Below are 15,795 nucleotides of genomic sequence, written 5' to 3' on the forward strand. Positions count from 1 at the left end.
TGTGCGAATGTCCAAGTCTCTCAGACCACTGCGCGCGGACCGGACTCCCCGCCGAGTAGACACTTCAACCTGGATTTCGGCCGATCTGCCGGTCAAGGTTTCCACTCGATGAGTCGCTCGCCAGGGAGACGGCGGCGGACCGGGCGGGCGGAAGATGATCATGGAAGGTCGGGACTACCCTGACGGCGTGACCGTGCATCAGCTGACCCGGCAGGACGCCCGCCGGATCGCGGTCCGCGCCCAGCTGCTCGACGCTCCCTCCGGCGGCGACGCCCGGCCCGATGACCTGCTCGGGACCGTACGCCATCTCACCCTGCTGCAGGACGACCCGACCAAGGCGGTCGCGCCGAACGCCGGCCTGGTGGTGTGGAGCCGGCTCGGCTCGGCCTGCCCTCGCGATGCCGTACCGGAAGCGGTCGACGAGCTGGCCCTGATCGACCTGCGTGGCATGCTCCGGCCACCCGAGGACCTCGCGCTCTACCGCGCCGAGCTCGACGACTGGCCGGGGAGAGCCTGGCCGCGCCAGGTGGACTGGGTGGAGGCCAACGACGGCTTCCGGCGCGAGCTGCTCGCCGAGCTGCGGCGGGACGGGCCGCTGACCCGGCATGAACTGCCGGACACCTGTGTCGTCCCCTGGCAGTCGTCCGGCTGGAACAACAACCGCAACCTCGCGATGATGCTCGAGTTGCTGGTGCTGCGGGGCGAGGTCGCCGCCGCGGGCCGGCGCGGCCGGGACCGGCTGTGGGACCTCGCCGAGCGGGTCTACCCCGACGAGCCGCCGGTCCCGGTTGACCGGGCGTGCCGGATCCGCAACGAGCGGCGGCTCCGCGCGCTGGGCATCGCGCGCTCCCGCAGTACGCAGACCATGGTCGAACCGGACGACGTCGGCGAGGCCGGCGAACCCGCCGTGATCGACGGTGTCCGCGGGGAGTGGCGGGTCGACCCGGCCTATCTCGGTGGCGACTTCCACGGCCGGGTCGCGATCCTGTCGCCGCTGGACCGGCTGATCTTCGACCGGAAGCGACTGGCCGACCTGTTCGAGTTCGACTACCAGCTGGAGATGTACAAGCCGGCGGCCAGGCGGCGCTGGGGCTACTGGGCGATGCCGATCCTGTACGGCGACCGGCTGGTCGGGAAGGTCGACGCGACCACGGACCGGAAGCTCGGCGTCCTCCGGGTCGACGCGATCCACCAGGACGTGCGCTTCGGCCGGCTGATGACCGCCAATGTGTACCGCGAGCTGGGTGACCTCGCCGAGTGGCTCGAGGTCGACCTCACCCTGCCCGACTGATCGGCCGGGTCAGCCGAGCCTGTCCCGGATCAGCCGCAGGTCCCGCTGCTCGGCGGCGAAGTCGCGGGCCTGCGGCCGGTCCGGGTTGGTGTCGAGGACGACCTCGGCGGCACCCAGGTCGGCCAGAGCCCGGACATCGCCGACGACCTGGTCGAGCGTGCCCACTCCGAGCGGCCGTCCGGCCCTCGCCGGCTCCGGCTGCAGTCGCGCCTTGATCCGTACGGCGAGCTCCGGCACGGCCCGTTCGGTCGCCGCCGCTTCGGCGACCAGGGCCGGCAGGCCGATGTCGCGGAGCCAGTCCAGCTCCGGGTTGATCGGATGCCAGGCGCTGCCGTACCGGACCGCGCGGCGGATCGCCGCTCGCGACTGGCCGCCGATCCACAGCGGCAGCGCGCCGCCCGGCGGATTCGGCCCGGTCGCGACGTCGGTGAAGGCGAGCTCGTCGGCGTCCGCGCTGATCAGCGGCTCGGCCCAGGCCCGCGTGATCACGTCCAGGTAGGCGTCGGTGGTCCGTCCCCGTACCGCCGAATCCAGGCCCAGTGCCGCGAACTCGGTCCGCGCCCAGCCGGTGCCGACGCCGAGCACGAACCGGCCGCCGCTGTACGCGTGCACCATCGCGCTCATTCGGGCCGTGTGCAACGGATGCCGGTACGGCAGCACGACGACCGACGTGCCGAGCCGGACCGTCGACGTCTGCCCGGCCAGCCAGGCCAGCAGGACGAACGGGTCGTGGAACGGCATCGGATAGGTCGCCGCCACCTCGGGCGTCGGCGCGACGTGGTCGGACACGACGACCAGGTCGAACCCCGCCTCCTCGGCGAACCGGGCCCAGTCGACCAGTGCCGCCGGCTCGGCCTCGGGCCCGAAGTTCGGCAGATTGAGGCCGAGCCTGACCTCGGTCACCCGAGCGTCCGGAGATAGGTCGCGAACGGCGCCGCCAGCTCCTCGGTCGACAGCCCGGACTCGCCGGCCCGGGCGATCCCGGGCACCAGTTCCGCGACCGCGTCCATCAGCGCACCGGTCCGCTCCGGGTTCGGGTCGATCCCGGCCGGCACCAGCTCCCGACCGGCCGCGTACACGATCTCCGTCACGCCCGCCGCGGCCGCCACGGTCCGGCAGATCGCGCACGGTTCGCAGCTGGAGATCACGACGGAGCCGACCAGCGACTCCAACCCGGCCCGGCGTCCGGCGTCGCGGATCGCCTCCACCTCGCCATGGGCTGCCGGATCGGCGTCGATCAGGATCCGGTTGGCGCCGACGCCGATCACCCGCCCGTCCTTGATCACCAGCGCGGTGAACGGTGGGTGGCCGGCGGCCGCGTGCTCCTCCGCGAGACGTACGGTGCGCGCCAGCAGGTCGGTCTCGGACAGGGTCGCGTCGAGCAGCTCGGTCAGGCCGCGGGGAATCGGATGCTGGGTCATGCCGGGAAGATAGAGCCTGACGCCGATGTCAGGGGCAAGAGGAGGTTCGACGATGCGGATCGGGGAGTTGGCGACGCGGACCGGGGCGAGCGTGCGGTCGATCCGTTACTACGAGAGCCAGGGCCTGCTCGAGGCGAACCGGACCAGCAGCGGGCAGCGGGTGTTCGACGCCCGGGCGGTGGACCGGGTGGCATTGATCCGGCGGCTGCTGGACGCGGGACTGAGCAGCCGGACGATCCTGGATGTGCTGCCGTGTCTCACCGATCCGACACTGCGCACCCCGTACCTGGCTCGTCGGCTCGGCGAGGAACGGGCCCGGATCCTCGCCGAGGCCGATCAGTTGACCCGGACCGCCGCTGCTCTGGACCGGGTGATCGTGGAGTTGGCTGCCGTGCCGGAGAAAATCCGCTCGGAGTCGCGGGGGAGCGGACCGTAGGCTCGGCCGGGTGGGACACGTAGCGTCGATCAACGTCGGGCGGGCGGCGCCGAACCCGTACAAAGATGAGACGTCGACCGGGATCGACAAGCGACCGGTGGCCGGGCCGGTGCAGGTCCGGCCGCCCGGACCGAAGCACGGCGGGCTCGGCAGCGGGCTGGTCGGCGACTTCATCGGGGACCGGAAGAACCACGGCGGCGACGACCAGGCCCTGTACGTGTTCCAGCGGGAGGACCTGGCCGCCTGGTCGCACCGGCTGGGCCGCGAGCTGGCCGACGGGTACTTCGGCGAGAACCTGACCACCAGCGGGATCGACGTGAACGAGGCCCGGATCGGGGAGCGCTGGCGGATCGGTGCCCGGGTGGTCGTCCAGGTCACCTCGCCACGGATCCCGTGCGCGACGTTCCGCGGCTGGACCGGCGAACGCGGCTGGCTGAAGCACTTCGTCCGGGACCGGCGGCCGGGGGCGTACCTGCGGATCCTCGAGGCGGGCGAGCTGAGCGCCGGCGACCCGATCGAGGTGATCCACCGGCCCGCGCACGACGTGACGATCGCGTACGCCTTCGCGGCCCTGATCGACGCGCCCGAACTGCTGCCGGGCATGCTCGCCGCGGGCCCCGAGGACCTGGGCGAGGAGCTGCACGGGATGGCGTCCCGGGGCGAGACCTTCAGCCTCGGCTGACCGATCGTGCAACACGCGCCGGTGGTGCCCGACCGGCTTGGTCCGCGCGCCTATTCTGGAGGTCGGAAAGCCCCTGGTCACGGCGCCACCGTGCACGCTTTGACCGGCGAGGACTGACCGGATAACCTTGTCCACTGTGTTCGGGCTTGCCCGAATCTTGGTGCGTGCCCGGCTTTGATCCCCGTGATCCTGCGTGTTCGCACAGCTGTCCGGCCGGGTCTCCCTGGCAGGGCGCACCCTCAGATCCGGTGACAGAAAGAGATATTCAGCGGTGCCCACAATTCAGCAGTTGGTCCGGAAGGGCCGCGCAGACAAGGTGAGCAAGTCGAAGACGCCTGCGCTCAAGGGTTCGCCCCAGCGTCGCGGCGTGTGCACGCGGGTGTACACCACCACACCGAAGAAGCCGAACTCGGCTCTGCGCAAGGTCGCCCGGGTCAAGCTGTCCTCGGGGGTCGAGGTCACCGCCTACATCCCCGGCGTCGGCCACAACCTGCAGGAGCACTCGATGGTGCTCGTCCGCGGCGGTCGAGTGCGAGACCTGCCGGGTGTCCGCTACAAGGTCATCCGCGGCTCGCTGGACGCGCAGGGTGTCAAGAACCGCAAGCAGGCTCGCAGCCGGTACGGCGCGAAGAAGGAGAAGTAATGCCCCGCAATGGCCCCGCCCCGCGGCGCCCGGTGATGGTCGATCCCGTGTACGGCTCGCCGCTGGTCAGCCAGCTGGTCAGCAAGGTGCTCGTCGACGGCAAGAAGACCATCGCGCAGAACATCGTGTACTCGGCCCTGGAGGGCACCCGGGCCAAGACCGGTGTCGATCCGGTGCAGACGCTCAAGCGGGCACTGGACAACGTGCGCCCCGCCCTCGAGGTGAAGAGCCGCCGCGTCGGTGGCGCCACCTACCAGGTGCCGGTCGACGTGAAGCCGGGCCGGTCGACGACCCTGGCGCTGCGCTGGCTGATCTCCTTCTCCCGGCAGCGTCGCGAGAAGACCATGTCCGAGCGGCTGATGAACGAGCTGCTGGACGCCTCGAACGGGCTTGGCGCTGCGGTCAAGCGTCGCGAGGACACGCACAAGATGGCCGAGGCCAACCGCGCCTTCGCCCACTACCGCTGGTAACAGCGGCACCCCCACCGCCCCGGTGCCGGATTCGATCCGGCACCAGGGGCACCGCAATTTTCGTACAAAGAAGAGGTTGAACGCGTCCCCATGGCCGTCGAGATCAAGACTGACCTGGGCAAGGTCCGCAACATCGGGATCATGGCCCATATCGATGCGGGCAAGACCACGACCACCGAGCGGATCTTGTTCTACACCGGGATCAACTACAAGATCGGTGAGGTCCACGACGGCGCGGCCACGATGGACTGGATGGAGCAGGAGCAGGAGCGCGGCATCACGATCACGTCCGCCGCGACGACCTGTCACTGGAAAGACCACCAGATCAACATCATCGACACCCCGGGACACGTCGACTTCACCATCGAGGTGGAGCGCAACCTGCGGGTGCTCGACGGTGCGGTCGCCGTCTTCGACGGTGTGGCCGGCGTCGAGCCGCAGAGCCAGACCGTGTGGCGGCAGGCGAACCGTTACGGCGTCCCGCGGATCTGCTTCGTCAACAAGCTGGACCGCACCGGCGCCAGCTTCGACTTCTGCGTGAAGACGATCAAGGAACGGCTGAACGCCATTCCCGCCGTCATGCAGCTGCCGATCGGTGCCGAGGGCGGCTTCATCGGCGTCGTCGACCTGGTCAAGATGCAGGCCCTGACCTGGCGCGGCGAGACCGCGATCGGTGAGGACTACGAGGTCGAGGAGATCCCGGCCGACATGAAGGAGCGCGCCGAGCAGGCGCACGCCGAACTGGTCGAGCTGGTCGCCGAGCACGACGACGAGCTGATGGAGCTCTACCTGGAGGGCGAGGAGCCCACCGCGGAACAGCTCCAGCACGCCGTCCGCCGCGCGGTGCTGTCCAGCGCCATCACGGCCGTCTTCTGCGGCTCCGCGTTCAAGAACAAGGGCGTCCAGCCGCTGCTGGACGCGGTGATCGCGTACCTGCCGGCCCCGACCGACATCCCCGCCATCATGGGCTTCAAGCCCGGCGACGAGTCGGTGGAGATCGAGCGCCATCCCAGCGACGACGACCCGTTCGCCGCGCTGGCGTTCAAGATCGCGGCCGACCCGCACCTCGGCAAGCTGACCTACATCCGGCTGTACTCCGGCCGGCTGGAGGCGGGCAGCCAGGTGATCAACAGCACCAAGCAGCGCCGCGAGCGGATCGGCAAGATCTACCAGATGCACGCGAACAAGCGTGAGGAGATCGCGTCGGTCGGTGCCGGGCAGATCGTCGCCGTGATGGGGCTGAAGGACACCACCACGGGTGAGACGCTGTCCGACCCGAACAACCTGGTCGTGCTGGAGTCGATGGACTTCCCGGCGCCGGTGATCGAGCAGGCCATCGAGCCGAAGACCAAGTCGGACCAGGAGAAGCTGGGTGTCGCCATCCAGCGGCTGGCCGAGGAGGACCCGACCTTCCGCGTCCACACCGACGAGGAGACCGGCCAGACGATCATCGCGGGCATGGGCGAGCTTCACCTCGAGGTGATGATCGACCGGATGAAGCGCGAGTTCAAGGTCGAGGCCAACATCGGCAAGCCGCAGGTGGCCTACCGGGAGACGCTGCGCCGCAAGGTGGAGAAGGTCGAGTACCTGCACAAGAAGCAGTCCGGTGGTTCGGGTCAGTACGCCAAGGTGTTGATCGATCTCGAGCCGCAGGAAGCCGGTTCGGGTTACGAGTTCGTCAACGGGATCACCGGTGGCCGGATCCCGCGGGAATACATCCCGTCGGTGGATCAGGGCATCCAGGAGGCCATGCAGTTCGGCGTCCTGGCCGGTTACCCGGTCGAGGACATCAAGGTGACCCTGACCGACGGTGCGTACCACGACGTCGACTCCTCCGAGCTCGCGTTCAAGATCGCCGGCTCGATGGTCTTCAAGGAGGCCGCGCGCCGGGCCGATCCCGCGCTGCTGGAGCCGATGATGGCGGTCGAGGTGACCACGCCGGAGGACTACCTGGGTACGGTGATCGGCGACCTCAACGCCCGCCGCGGCCAGGTGCAGGAGATGAAGGACCAGCACGGCAACAAGGTTGTCGACGCCCTCGTACCCCTGTCGGAGATGTTCGGCTACGTGGGCGATCTCCGGTCCAAGACGTCCGGTCAGGCGAGCTACACGATGGAGTTCCACTCCTACGCCGAGGTGCCCAAGACGATCTCCGACGAGATCGTTCAGAAGTCCCGCGGTGAGTGAATTCCTCACGGTTTGACCTGAACGAAGACAACCACAACACTTAGGCCGGGCTGTGTCCGATCAAGCAGGGTCCGACCTAGCAGAACCGATAGAAATATGCGCCCCGCTACCGCGTGGCGACAAACCCAGAAGGAGCCCAAGTGGCAAAGGCCAAGTTCGAGCGGACTAAGCCGCACGTCAACATCGGCACCATCGGGCATATCGACCACGGCAAGACCACGTTGACCGCGGCGATCTCGAAGGTGCTCCACGACCACGATCCCGTCGGCAACCCGAACACCGAAGCCTTCGAGAACATCGACAAGGCGCCGGAAGAGCGGCAGCGGGGCATCACCATCTCGATTACCCACATCGAGTACCAGACCGAGGCGCGGCACTACGCACACGTCGACTGCCCGGGTCACGCCGACTACATCAAGAACATGATCACCGGCGCGGCTCAGATGGACGGCGCGATCCTCGTGGTCGCGGCGACCGACGGCCCGATGCCGCAGACGCGCGAGCACGTGCTGCTGGCCCGTCAGGTCGGCGTTCCGGCGATCGTCGTCGCGCTCAACAAGTGCGACATGGTCGACGACGAGGAGATCCTGGAGCTGGTTGAGCTCGAGGTGCGGGAGCTGCTGTCCAGCCAGGAGTTCGACGGCGACAACGCCCCGATCGTCAAGGTCGCGGCCTTCCCGGCGCTGAACGGCGACGAGAAGTGGGCCGGTTCGATCCTCGAGCTGATGAAGGCCGTGGACGACTACATCCCGCAGCCGGAGCGCGACGTCGACAAGCCGTTCCTGATGCCGGTCGAGGATGTCTTCACGATCACCGGCCGTGGCACCGTGGTGACCGGCCGGATCGAGCGTGGCGTCGTCAAGGTCAACGAGACCGTCGACATCATCGGCATCCGCGACACCAAGCAGACCACCACGGTCACCGGTGTCGAGATGTTCCGCAAGCTGCTCGACGAGGGCCAGGCCGGTGAGAACGTCGGTCTGCTGCTCCGCGGCACCAAGCGCGAGGACGTCGAGCGCGGCATGGTCATCATCAAGCCGGGCACCACGACCCCGCACACGGAGTTCGAGGCGCGCGTCTACATCCTGAGCAAGGAGGAGGGCGGCCGTCACACGCCGTTCTTCAACAACTACCGCCCGCAGTTCTACTTCCGGACGACCGACGTCACCGGCGTCGTTCAGCTCCCGGAGGGCACCGACATGGTGATGCCGGGCGACAACACCGACATGTCCGTTCAGCTGATCCAGCCGATCGCCATGGAGGAAGAGCTGAAGTTCGCGATCCGTGAGGGTGGCCGCACCGTCGGCGCCGGTCGGGTCACGAAGATCATCAAGTGATCAACTGATCATCCGGCGAAGCCCCGGTCCGCAGCAGCGGACCGGGGCTTTGTCTTTCCCTGAAGGTGATCAGGGGCGCCTGAACCACATGGGGATCAAGGTCGGTCCGCCCTCCGGCAGGGGATGCGGGCGCCCCTCGCGGCGGAAGCCGCACCGGGCATAGAGCCGGGCTGCTCGCTCGGTGCTGGCCTCCAGGAACGCCGGCACTCCCTCGCCCTCCAGCAGGGCCAATCGGGTCTCGAGAAGCGCGCGCCCCGCGCCCTGGCCCCGCCGCTCGGGCACGGTGACCATGACCTGCAGATAGAGATGCGGGAACTCCCGGGGGTGCTCATCGGCGAGGTAGGCCGTCACGGCGGCGAGCCGGCGGAACGGGGCGAAGTCCGGGTTCTGCCGGTGTAGTTCGCCGGCACCGTCGGCGTCCGTCCGGAACCGGTCCACCGACTCGACCCGCTGCCAGATAGCGACGGCCCAGACCTCGTCGCCGAAGCCGGCGATCCAGACCTCGTCCTGCTGCAGGCCCGAGTCGATGATCAGAGGGACCTGCTCGTCCCGGAACGACGCGTCGGACTCGCCGGCCACCACCCAGGACGTCACCACCTCATCGGTGCATCGGCCGAACGCGTGGATCACGGCGTCGCGGTCCGCGTCCGTCGCGCGCCGCACGGTGAGCGGATCTGGCATGCTGGCTCCTCCCGGTGATCACTGTGTGTCCGGCCAGATTAGGTTTGAGAAGCGGGGTCTCCCACCGTTTCGTCACAGCGGCTAGTGTGACGAAATGGCGTACGAACGGGTTCGGGCGAGCTGCCGGGAATGCGGCCGCAGCCTGGTTCAGCCCGAGCGTGGCCGGCGCCGCCGCTACTGCTCCCGTTCCTGCCAGGCCCGCTCGTACCGCTCCCGCCGGGACGCCGTCAGCACGGCGCCCGAACCCGCCCCACGGCGCCGCGGCCGGCCGTTGACCGCGGTCTCCATCGCGCGGACCGCGGTCCAGCTGGCCGACCGGTTGGGCCTGGACGCCCTGTCCACCCGGCGGTTGGCGACCGAGCTCGGAGTCGCGACCGCCGCGCTCTACCGCTACTACGCCGATCGCGACGCCCTGCTGGCCGCGATGGCCGAGCTCGTCCTCGCTGACGTACCGGCGCCGCCCGGGTCGGCGGACTGGCGGACCCGGCTCCGCCACGAGGCACGTCAGGAATGGGAGCTCTACCGGAGCCACCCGTGGCTGCTCACCGTGCTGGCGCGGATCCGGCCGCCGGTCGGGCCGGCCCTGTTCGAGATCCTGGAGCGCTACCTGACCGCCCTGGACCGGCCGGGGTTGCCGTCGCGCGACCTGCTGGCGGGCTACCTGGCCGTCTCCGGCCTGGTCCAGGGCATCGCGCTGCTCTGGAGCGCCGAGGCCGTGCCGCGTCGCACCGCCCCCGCTCCCGCAGGGTCCGTTCCCGCGGAGTCGGCGCACTCCGATCTGGCCGAGCTGCTGGCCCCGAACTCCTCGGCCCTGATGTCTCGGCTGTTCGGCGGGGAGGACCCGCCCGACCTCGACCTGGACGCGGTCCTCGACGCCGGCCTCGCCCTGCTGCTGGACGGCATCGCCCTCCGCTTCGGCCCCACCGCCGATTCCGCCGACCGGTCACCCAAGCAGCGGTTCTGACGGTGTGTCGCTGCGCAAGTGACCGGTCGGCGGGAAGGGTTCGGGATCGTTGCTGCGCTCGAGACCGGGGGCGGCGGGGCGGGACTCACGGCCCGCGGGCGGCGGCGGGCTTGGGGCCGGTGGTCGAGAACCCGGCTCCGCCGCGGACCACCGCGCCGGATACTCTCACCCGAGAAAGCGATTTCTCACCCCGAGGGGGAACGGTGGACGGCATCGATCGGCAGGCGGTGGTGCGGCGGCACGAGGTGGTGCTGCGGGAGGCGGATCCGCGGTCGCCGCTGACGGTCGGCAACGGAGAGTTCTGCTTCACGGCCGATCTGACCGGTCTGCAGACCTTTCCCGAGCACTATCCGGTCGGCCCGCGGGATCCGGAAGCGGTGGACGGGACGCTGCTCGGCACGATGAGCCAGTGGGGCTGGCACAGTGTTCCGCCGGCGGAACCGTACCGGATCGCCGATTCCATGATCACGTACGAGAGCCCGCGCGGCCCGGTTCGCTACGTCGACCAGACCGGAGCGGTCAAGGGCGGCACCGAGCACGGGACCAATGATCGTGATCTCTGGTTGCGGGCCAATCCGCACCGGCTGCATCTCGGCCTGCTCGGGTTCGTCCGGACCGACCGCGGGCCGGCCGGCGAGGCGATCGGGCCCGCCGACCTGGAGTCGCCCGAGCAGCGCCTGGACGCCTGGAACGGAGCCCTGCACAGCACCTTCACCCTGGCTGGTCACGAGGTCCGGGTGATCACCGTCTGCGACCCGGACCGGGATCTCGTCGCGGTCCGGATCGTCTCGTCCGCACTGTCGACCGGGCTGCTGGCGATCCGGCTCGACTTCCCGTACGGCAGCGAGGACTGGCACCGCTCGGCCGACTGGTCAGCACCCGACCGGCACCGCACCGAGCTGGAGTCGACCGAGGACGGGTGGGCGATCCGGCGCGACCTGGACGACACTCACTACGAGGTCCACCTGGCGGCGACGCCGGGAGCGAGGCTGCACCGGGGCGGCCCGCACACGCTCCGGCTGGACCCGGGTGACGCGAACGAGCTCGAGCTGCGCGCCTGGTTCGGGCCCGAGCGGCTCCAAGATCAACTTCCGGCGTTCGCCGACGTCCGGCGGCGGGCGGCGGCCTGGTGGTCCGGCTACTGGTCCGGCGGTGGAGCGGTGGACCTGTCCGGCACCGACGATCCGCGGGCGGCGGAACTGGAACGGCGCACGGTGCTGTCGCAGTACCTGACCGCGCTCAGTGCCGGCTCGACGCCGCCGGCCGAGACCGGCCTGATCGGCAACTCCTGGCGCGGCAAGTTCCACCTGGAGATGCATTGGTGGCACAGTGCCCACTTCGCGCTCTGGGGTCGGCCGGACCTGCTGTTGCGCAGCCTGCGCTGGTATCACGGCGCCTTGCCGGCGGCCCGGGCGATCGCCGCAGATCAGGGCTATCGGGGCGCGCGCTGGCCCAAGCAGATCGGGCCGGACGTCCGCGAGGCGCCCAGCTCGATCGGCCCGTTCCTGGTCTGGCAGCAGCCGCACCCGATCTTCCTGGCCGAGTTGGCCTACCGGGCCCGACCGGACCGTGCGGTGCTGGAGGAGTTCGCCGACGTCGTCTTCGCCAGTGCGGACTTCATGGCGGACCTGGCGGTGCCCACCGACCGCGGGTACGAGCTCGGCCCGCCGCTGATCCCGGCCCAGGAGAGTTACGGCGGGATGCGGGCCGAGCTGTGGAACCCGACGTACGAACTCGTCTACTGGCACTGGGCCCTGGACCTGGCCTGCCGTTGGCGGGGGCGGCTCGGCCGTCCCGCCGACCCCGCCTGGCGGGAGGTCTCCGACAAGATCATCGCGCCGGTCCCGCGGGAGGGTCGTTACCCGGCGATCGGCGTCGACCCGTACACGATCCGGACCGATCACCCGTCCATGCTGTGCGCCCTCGGCGTGCTGCCGCAGACGACCAAGATCAACTCCGCGGTGATGGCGGCGACCCTGGACGACGTCCTCGGCGACTGGGACTGGTCCAGCACCTGGGGCTGGGACTACCCGGTGATCGCCATGTGCGCCGCGCGCCTGGACCGGCCCGACGTCGCGATCGACGCCCTGCTCGCCGATCGGCACAAGAACGAGGTGCTGCCCAACGGACACAACCGGCAGACCAGTTCGCTGCCGCTCTACCTGCCGGGCAACGGCGGACTGCTGGCCGCCGTCGCGATGATGGCCGCCGGCTGGACGGACGGGCCCAGGCGGGTGGCGCCGGGCTTCCCGGCGGACTGGCTGGTGCGCTCGGAGGGGCTGGTTCCCGCTCCCTGACCCGCCCGGCGGGAGGACCGTGGCCGGCGGCCGCACGCTCGTGGGTGCTGAAGCGGTGGCGTCCCGGCCACGGTCGGACCCCGGACACTACCGGCGCGGCAGTCCGACCGAAGGTGCGATCGACGTGACTCCCGTCGCACTGCTCGCACTTGTAACCACTCCGCTTGAAGTACTATGCTTGAAGTACTTCGAGGAGAGGATCACAGGATGCGCAAGCTCGTCTACTACGTCGGGGTGTCCCTCGACGGCTACATCGCCGGCCCCGGTCAGGAGGTCGACTTCTATCCGGTGTCGGAGGAGATGATGAACTGGATCAACGAGCGCTACCCGGAGACCCTGCCGACGCATGTCCGCCGAGCTCTCGGGTTCGACGGCGCCGAGAACAAGGCGTTCGACACGCTGATCATGGGCCGGGGCACGTTCGAGCCGGCCCTGGAGATCCCGTCGACGCACCCGTACGCGCATCTTCGGGAGTACGTGGTCTCCAGCACGCTGGAGGTCGACGACCCGACGGTCGAGGTGGTCGACGACCCGATCTCGCTGGTGCGCCGGCTGAAGGCCGAGGCATCGGAGCTCGACATCTGGCTGTGTGGTGGCGGCAAGCTCGCCGCCTCGGTGCTGCCGGAGGTCGACGCCTTGATCATCAAGAGCTATCCGGTCGTCGCCGGCGCCGGGATCCCGATGTTCGCCGGTGGGTTCGATCCGACTCGGTTCAGGCCGACCCGGCGCGAGGAGTTCGACAATGGCGCCCAGGTCACCTGGTTCAGCCGCGCCTGAGTCGAGCACACAATTCACAATCTTCACAAATCTGTGAATATCGACGTACGCTGACAGGCGTGACTCCCATCATCGAGATCGCCGGCCTGCGCAAGGCGTACGGCACGAACGTCGCCCTCGACGGGCTCGACCTGCAGGTCGGGTCCGGCGAGGTGCACGGCTTCCTGGGCCCCAACGGGGCGGGGAAGTCCACCACCATCCGGATCCTGCTCGGCCTGATCCGGGCCGACCTCGGCGTCGTCCGGCTGTTCGGCAATGACCCCTGGCAGGACGCGACCGAGCTGCATCGTCGGCTGGCCTACGTGCCCGGCGATGTCGCCCTCTGGCCGAACCTCACCGGCGGCGAGGTGATCGATCTGCTCGGCCGGCTCCGTGGTGGACTCGACCCGGCCCGGCGCGCCGAACTGATCGAGCGGTTCGACCTCGACCCGCGCAAGCGGTGCCGTACCTATTCCAAGGGCAACCGGCAGAAGGTCGCGCTGATCGCGGCGCTGGCGGCCCGGGTGGACCTGTTGATCCTGGACGAGCCGACCTCCGGCCTCGACCCGCTGATGGAGGCGGTCTTCACGGACTGCATCCAGCAGGAGCGGTCCGCCGGGCGGACCGTGCTGCTGTCCTCGCACATCCTGTCCGAGGTCGAGGCACTGTGCGACCGGGTGACGATCATCCGGTCCGGCCGCACGGTGGAGTCCGGCACGCTCGCGGACCTGCGTCACCTCACTCGCACCTCGATCACCGCCGAGCTGACCGGTCCGGTGCCGGACCTGGCCGGACTGGCCGGCGTACACGACGTCCGGCTGGCCGGTTCCATGATCAACTGCCAGGTCGACGCGCACGCGCTGAGCGAACTGCTCGGCGCGCTGGCCCGGGCCGGCGTCGGCAGTCTGGTCAGCCGGCCGCCCAGCCTCGAGGATCTGTTCCTCCGGCACTACCAGACCGAGGAACCGGTCGGAGCGGTCCGATGATCGACGGGAATCCCTTCCAGGGAACGGGATTCGCGGTGCGGCTCGGCCTGCGCCGGAACCGGGTGCTGCTGATCGGGACCGTCGCGTTCCTGGTGCTGCTCGGCATCGGCACCGCGTTGCAGTACGCGCGGACCTTCCCGTCGGTCGCCGACCGGGAGGCCTTCGCCGCCGAGGTCGGCGGCAACACCGCACTCACAGCGTTCACCGGGCAACTGGGCGGTGCCACGCTCGGCGCCCTGGTCGTGTGGAAGATCGGCGACATCCTGTACCTGCTGCTGGCCCTGTTCGCGATCATGATCGTGATCCGGCAGACCAGGGCCGAGGAGGAGTCCGGCCGGCTCGAGCTGGTCCGGGCCGGCCTGGTCGGCCGGCACGCCTCCTGGCTGTCCGGCTTGATCATCGGGCTGGTGGTCGTGATCATCACCGCTGCCCTGATCGGGGTGGGCCTGATCATGCTCGGCGCCGGGGTCGGTGGCAGCCTCGCCTTCGCCGCCGCGCTGGTGGCGGCCGGCGCGGTGGCCGCGGTGATCGCCGTGTTGGCGGCCCAACTGACCGAACGGGCTCGGGGCGCCACGGTGCTGGCGGCGGTCGCGCTGGGGCTGGCGTACCTGATCCGGTTCGTGGCCGACGGCAGCGGGTTGCTCGGCCTGCGCTGGCTGTCCTTCACCGGCTGGAGCCATCTGATCGCCCCGTACGGGGGTGAGCATTGGGCAGTCCTGCTGGTGCCGTTCGCCGCTGTCGTGGCGGGAATCGTCGTCACGGCTCGGCTGGCCGACCGGCGGGATCTCGGCTCCGGCGTGATCGCGGCCCGGCCGGGGCCGGACGCGGCCGCACCGAGTCTGTCGGGTGCGCTCGGGCTGGCCTGGCGGCTGCAGCGTGGCTTCCTGGTCGGCTGGCTGGCTGCCTGCACCGGGATCTCGCTGGCCACCGCCGGCGTCGCGGCCGGGATGCCCGAGATCGCCGACCGCGGCGGGCCGCAGATCCAGGAGTTCCTGGGTCGCTATGCGGCCCGGCCGGACGCGCCGATCGCCGACACCTTCATCTGGATGATCTTGGTCTCGATCGCCGGCACGGTCGCGCTCGATCCGGTGCTGGTGCTGGCGCGGCTTCGCGCCGACGAGGCCGGCGGGCTGGCCGAGGTCACCCTGTCCACCACGATCAGCCGCCGGGCCTGGGCCGGCGCCCAGTTGCTGATCGCCCTGGCCGGGAGCCTCGCGATCATGGTGGCCAGCGGGCTCGCCGCAGGGCTCAGTTACGGCGTCACCTCCGGCACCGGGCCGGCCCAGGTCGGCCGCGTGCTCGCGGCGGCGGTGATCCAGGTGCCGGCGATCTGGGTGCTCGCCGGGGTGATCATGGCGTTGATCGGGCTGGCCCCGCGGATCGCGGTGGTCGGCGGCTGGCTCGCCTGGATCTTCGTCAACGTGTTCGGCGAGAGCCTCGGTCCAATCCTCGGGCTGCGCTACGCCGCGGCGAACCTCGTCATCCCGTTCGCGTACGTGAGCAAGATCATCACCGGGGCCGCCCTGCAGGTCGTTCCGCTGATCGTCCTGACCGTGATCACGGCGGGGCTGGCCGTGATCGGGTTGCAGGCCTTGCGTCGCCGGGATCTCCGGACCGGCTGAACGGCCGGTAAGGTGCCACAGA

15 protein-coding genes are annotated in these 15,795 nt (G+C 69.9%); 12 read left to right on the forward strand and 3 right to left on the reverse strand.

Annotated elements, in window-relative coordinates; all coding sequences use genetic code 11:
• The first annotated feature begins 187 nt into the window (after positions 1-187).
• A complete protein-coding gene (locus AC6CCG_RS14385) occupies positions 188-1,291 on the forward strand; it encodes a DNA glycosylase AlkZ-like family protein (RefSeq protein ID WP_496655232.1) in 1,104 nt (367 codons plus the stop codon).
• A gap of 9 nt (positions 1,292-1,300) precedes the next feature.
• On the opposite strand, the gene AC6CCG_RS14390 is transcribed toward AC6CCG_RS14385, so the two are convergent.
• Together AC6CCG_RS14390 and AC6CCG_RS14395 are read right to left on the reverse strand one after the other, a co-directional pair.
• The gene (locus AC6CCG_RS14390) at positions 1,301-2,194 is read right to left on the reverse strand and encodes a TIGR03619 family F420-dependent LLM class oxidoreductase (RefSeq protein ID WP_496655233.1); all 894 of its coding nucleotides are present in this window, start codon (positions 2,192-2,194) and stop codon (positions 1,301-1,303) included.
• The gene (locus AC6CCG_RS14395) at positions 2,191-2,712 is read right to left on the reverse strand and encodes a nucleoside deaminase (RefSeq protein ID WP_496655234.1); all 522 of its coding nucleotides are present in this window, start codon (positions 2,710-2,712) and stop codon (positions 2,191-2,193) included. Before AC6CCG_RS14395 ends, AC6CCG_RS14390 begins: the two co-directional genes overlap by 4 nt.
• A 52-nt stretch (positions 2,713-2,764) precedes the next feature.
• Here AC6CCG_RS14395 and AC6CCG_RS14400 point away from each other — a divergent pair, with 52 nt between their 5' ends.
• From AC6CCG_RS14400 to tuf, 6 genes are all read left to right on the forward strand, one after another.
• Positions 2,765-3,148 carry a MerR family transcriptional regulator gene (locus tag AC6CCG_RS14400; protein ID WP_496655235.1) on the forward strand — a complete coding sequence of 128 codons (384 nt, stop codon included), beginning with the start codon at positions 2,765-2,767 and terminating at the stop codon, positions 3,146-3,148.
• A gap of 10 nt (positions 3,149-3,158) precedes the next feature.
• Positions 3,159-3,830, forward strand: a complete 672-nt coding sequence (locus tag AC6CCG_RS14405) for an MOSC domain-containing protein (protein ID WP_496655236.1) — start codon at positions 3,159-3,161, stop codon at positions 3,828-3,830.
• A gap of 271 nt (positions 3,831-4,101) precedes the next feature.
• Positions 4,102-4,473: a 30S ribosomal protein S12 gene (gene rpsL / locus AC6CCG_RS14410; protein WP_152361955.1), complete on the forward strand. Its 372-nt coding sequence runs from the start codon at positions 4,102-4,104 to the stop codon at positions 4,471-4,473.
• A complete protein-coding gene (rpsG, locus tag AC6CCG_RS14415; protein ID WP_179751233.1) occupies positions 4,473-4,943 on the forward strand; it encodes a 30S ribosomal protein S7 in 471 nt (156 codons plus the stop codon). The genes rpsL and rpsG overlap by 1 nt, the downstream gene beginning before the upstream one ends.
• 90 nt (positions 4,944-5,033) lie before the next feature.
• A complete protein-coding gene (gene fusA, locus AC6CCG_RS14420; RefSeq protein WP_496655237.1) occupies positions 5,034-7,130 on the forward strand; it encodes an elongation factor G in 2,097 nt (698 codons plus the stop codon).
• Between the two features lie 140 nt (positions 7,131-7,270).
• A complete protein-coding gene (gene tuf, locus AC6CCG_RS14425) occupies positions 7,271-8,467 on the forward strand; it encodes an elongation factor Tu (RefSeq protein ID WP_496655238.1) in 1,197 nt (398 codons plus the stop codon).
• A 69-nt stretch (positions 8,468-8,536) separates the two neighbouring features.
• Here the strand turns inward: tuf and AC6CCG_RS14430 are convergent, their stop codons facing one another.
• Positions 8,537-9,148, reverse strand: a complete 612-nt coding sequence (locus AC6CCG_RS14430) for a GNAT family N-acetyltransferase (protein ID WP_496655239.1) — start codon at positions 9,146-9,148, stop codon at positions 8,537-8,539.
• Between the two features lie 94 nt (positions 9,149-9,242).
• Here AC6CCG_RS14430 and AC6CCG_RS14435 point away from each other — a divergent pair, with 94 nt between their 5' ends.
• The 5 genes from AC6CCG_RS14435 (at position 9,243) to AC6CCG_RS14455 (ending at position 15,773) form a co-directional block, all read left to right on the forward strand.
• Positions 9,243-10,112: a TetR/AcrR family transcriptional regulator gene (locus AC6CCG_RS14435; protein WP_496655240.1), complete on the forward strand. Its 870-nt coding sequence runs from the start codon at positions 9,243-9,245 to the stop codon at positions 10,110-10,112.
• Between the two features lie 203 nt (positions 10,113-10,315).
• Entirely contained in the window at positions 10,316-12,409 is a 2,094-nt protein-coding gene (locus AC6CCG_RS14440; protein WP_496655241.1) for a hypothetical protein, read from the forward strand.
• 207 nt (positions 12,410-12,616) lie between these two features.
• Positions 12,617-13,186 carry a dihydrofolate reductase family protein gene (locus tag AC6CCG_RS14445; RefSeq protein WP_496655242.1) on the forward strand — a complete coding sequence of 190 codons (570 nt, stop codon included), beginning with the start codon at positions 12,617-12,619 and terminating at the stop codon, positions 13,184-13,186.
• A 59-nt stretch (positions 13,187-13,245) separates the two neighbouring features.
• The gene (locus AC6CCG_RS14450; protein WP_496655243.1) at positions 13,246-14,151 is read left to right on the forward strand and encodes an ABC transporter ATP-binding protein; all 906 of its coding nucleotides are present in this window, start codon (positions 13,246-13,248) and stop codon (positions 14,149-14,151) included.
• The gene (locus tag AC6CCG_RS14455) at positions 14,148-15,773 is read left to right on the forward strand and encodes an ABC transporter permease (RefSeq protein WP_496655244.1); all 1,626 of its coding nucleotides are present in this window, start codon (positions 14,148-14,150) and stop codon (positions 15,771-15,773) included. The genes AC6CCG_RS14450 and AC6CCG_RS14455 overlap by 4 nt, the downstream gene beginning before the upstream one ends.
• The last annotated feature ends 22 nt before the right edge of the window (positions 15,774-15,795 follow it).

Source organism: Microlunatus sp. YIM B11417, from assembly GCF_059617205.1.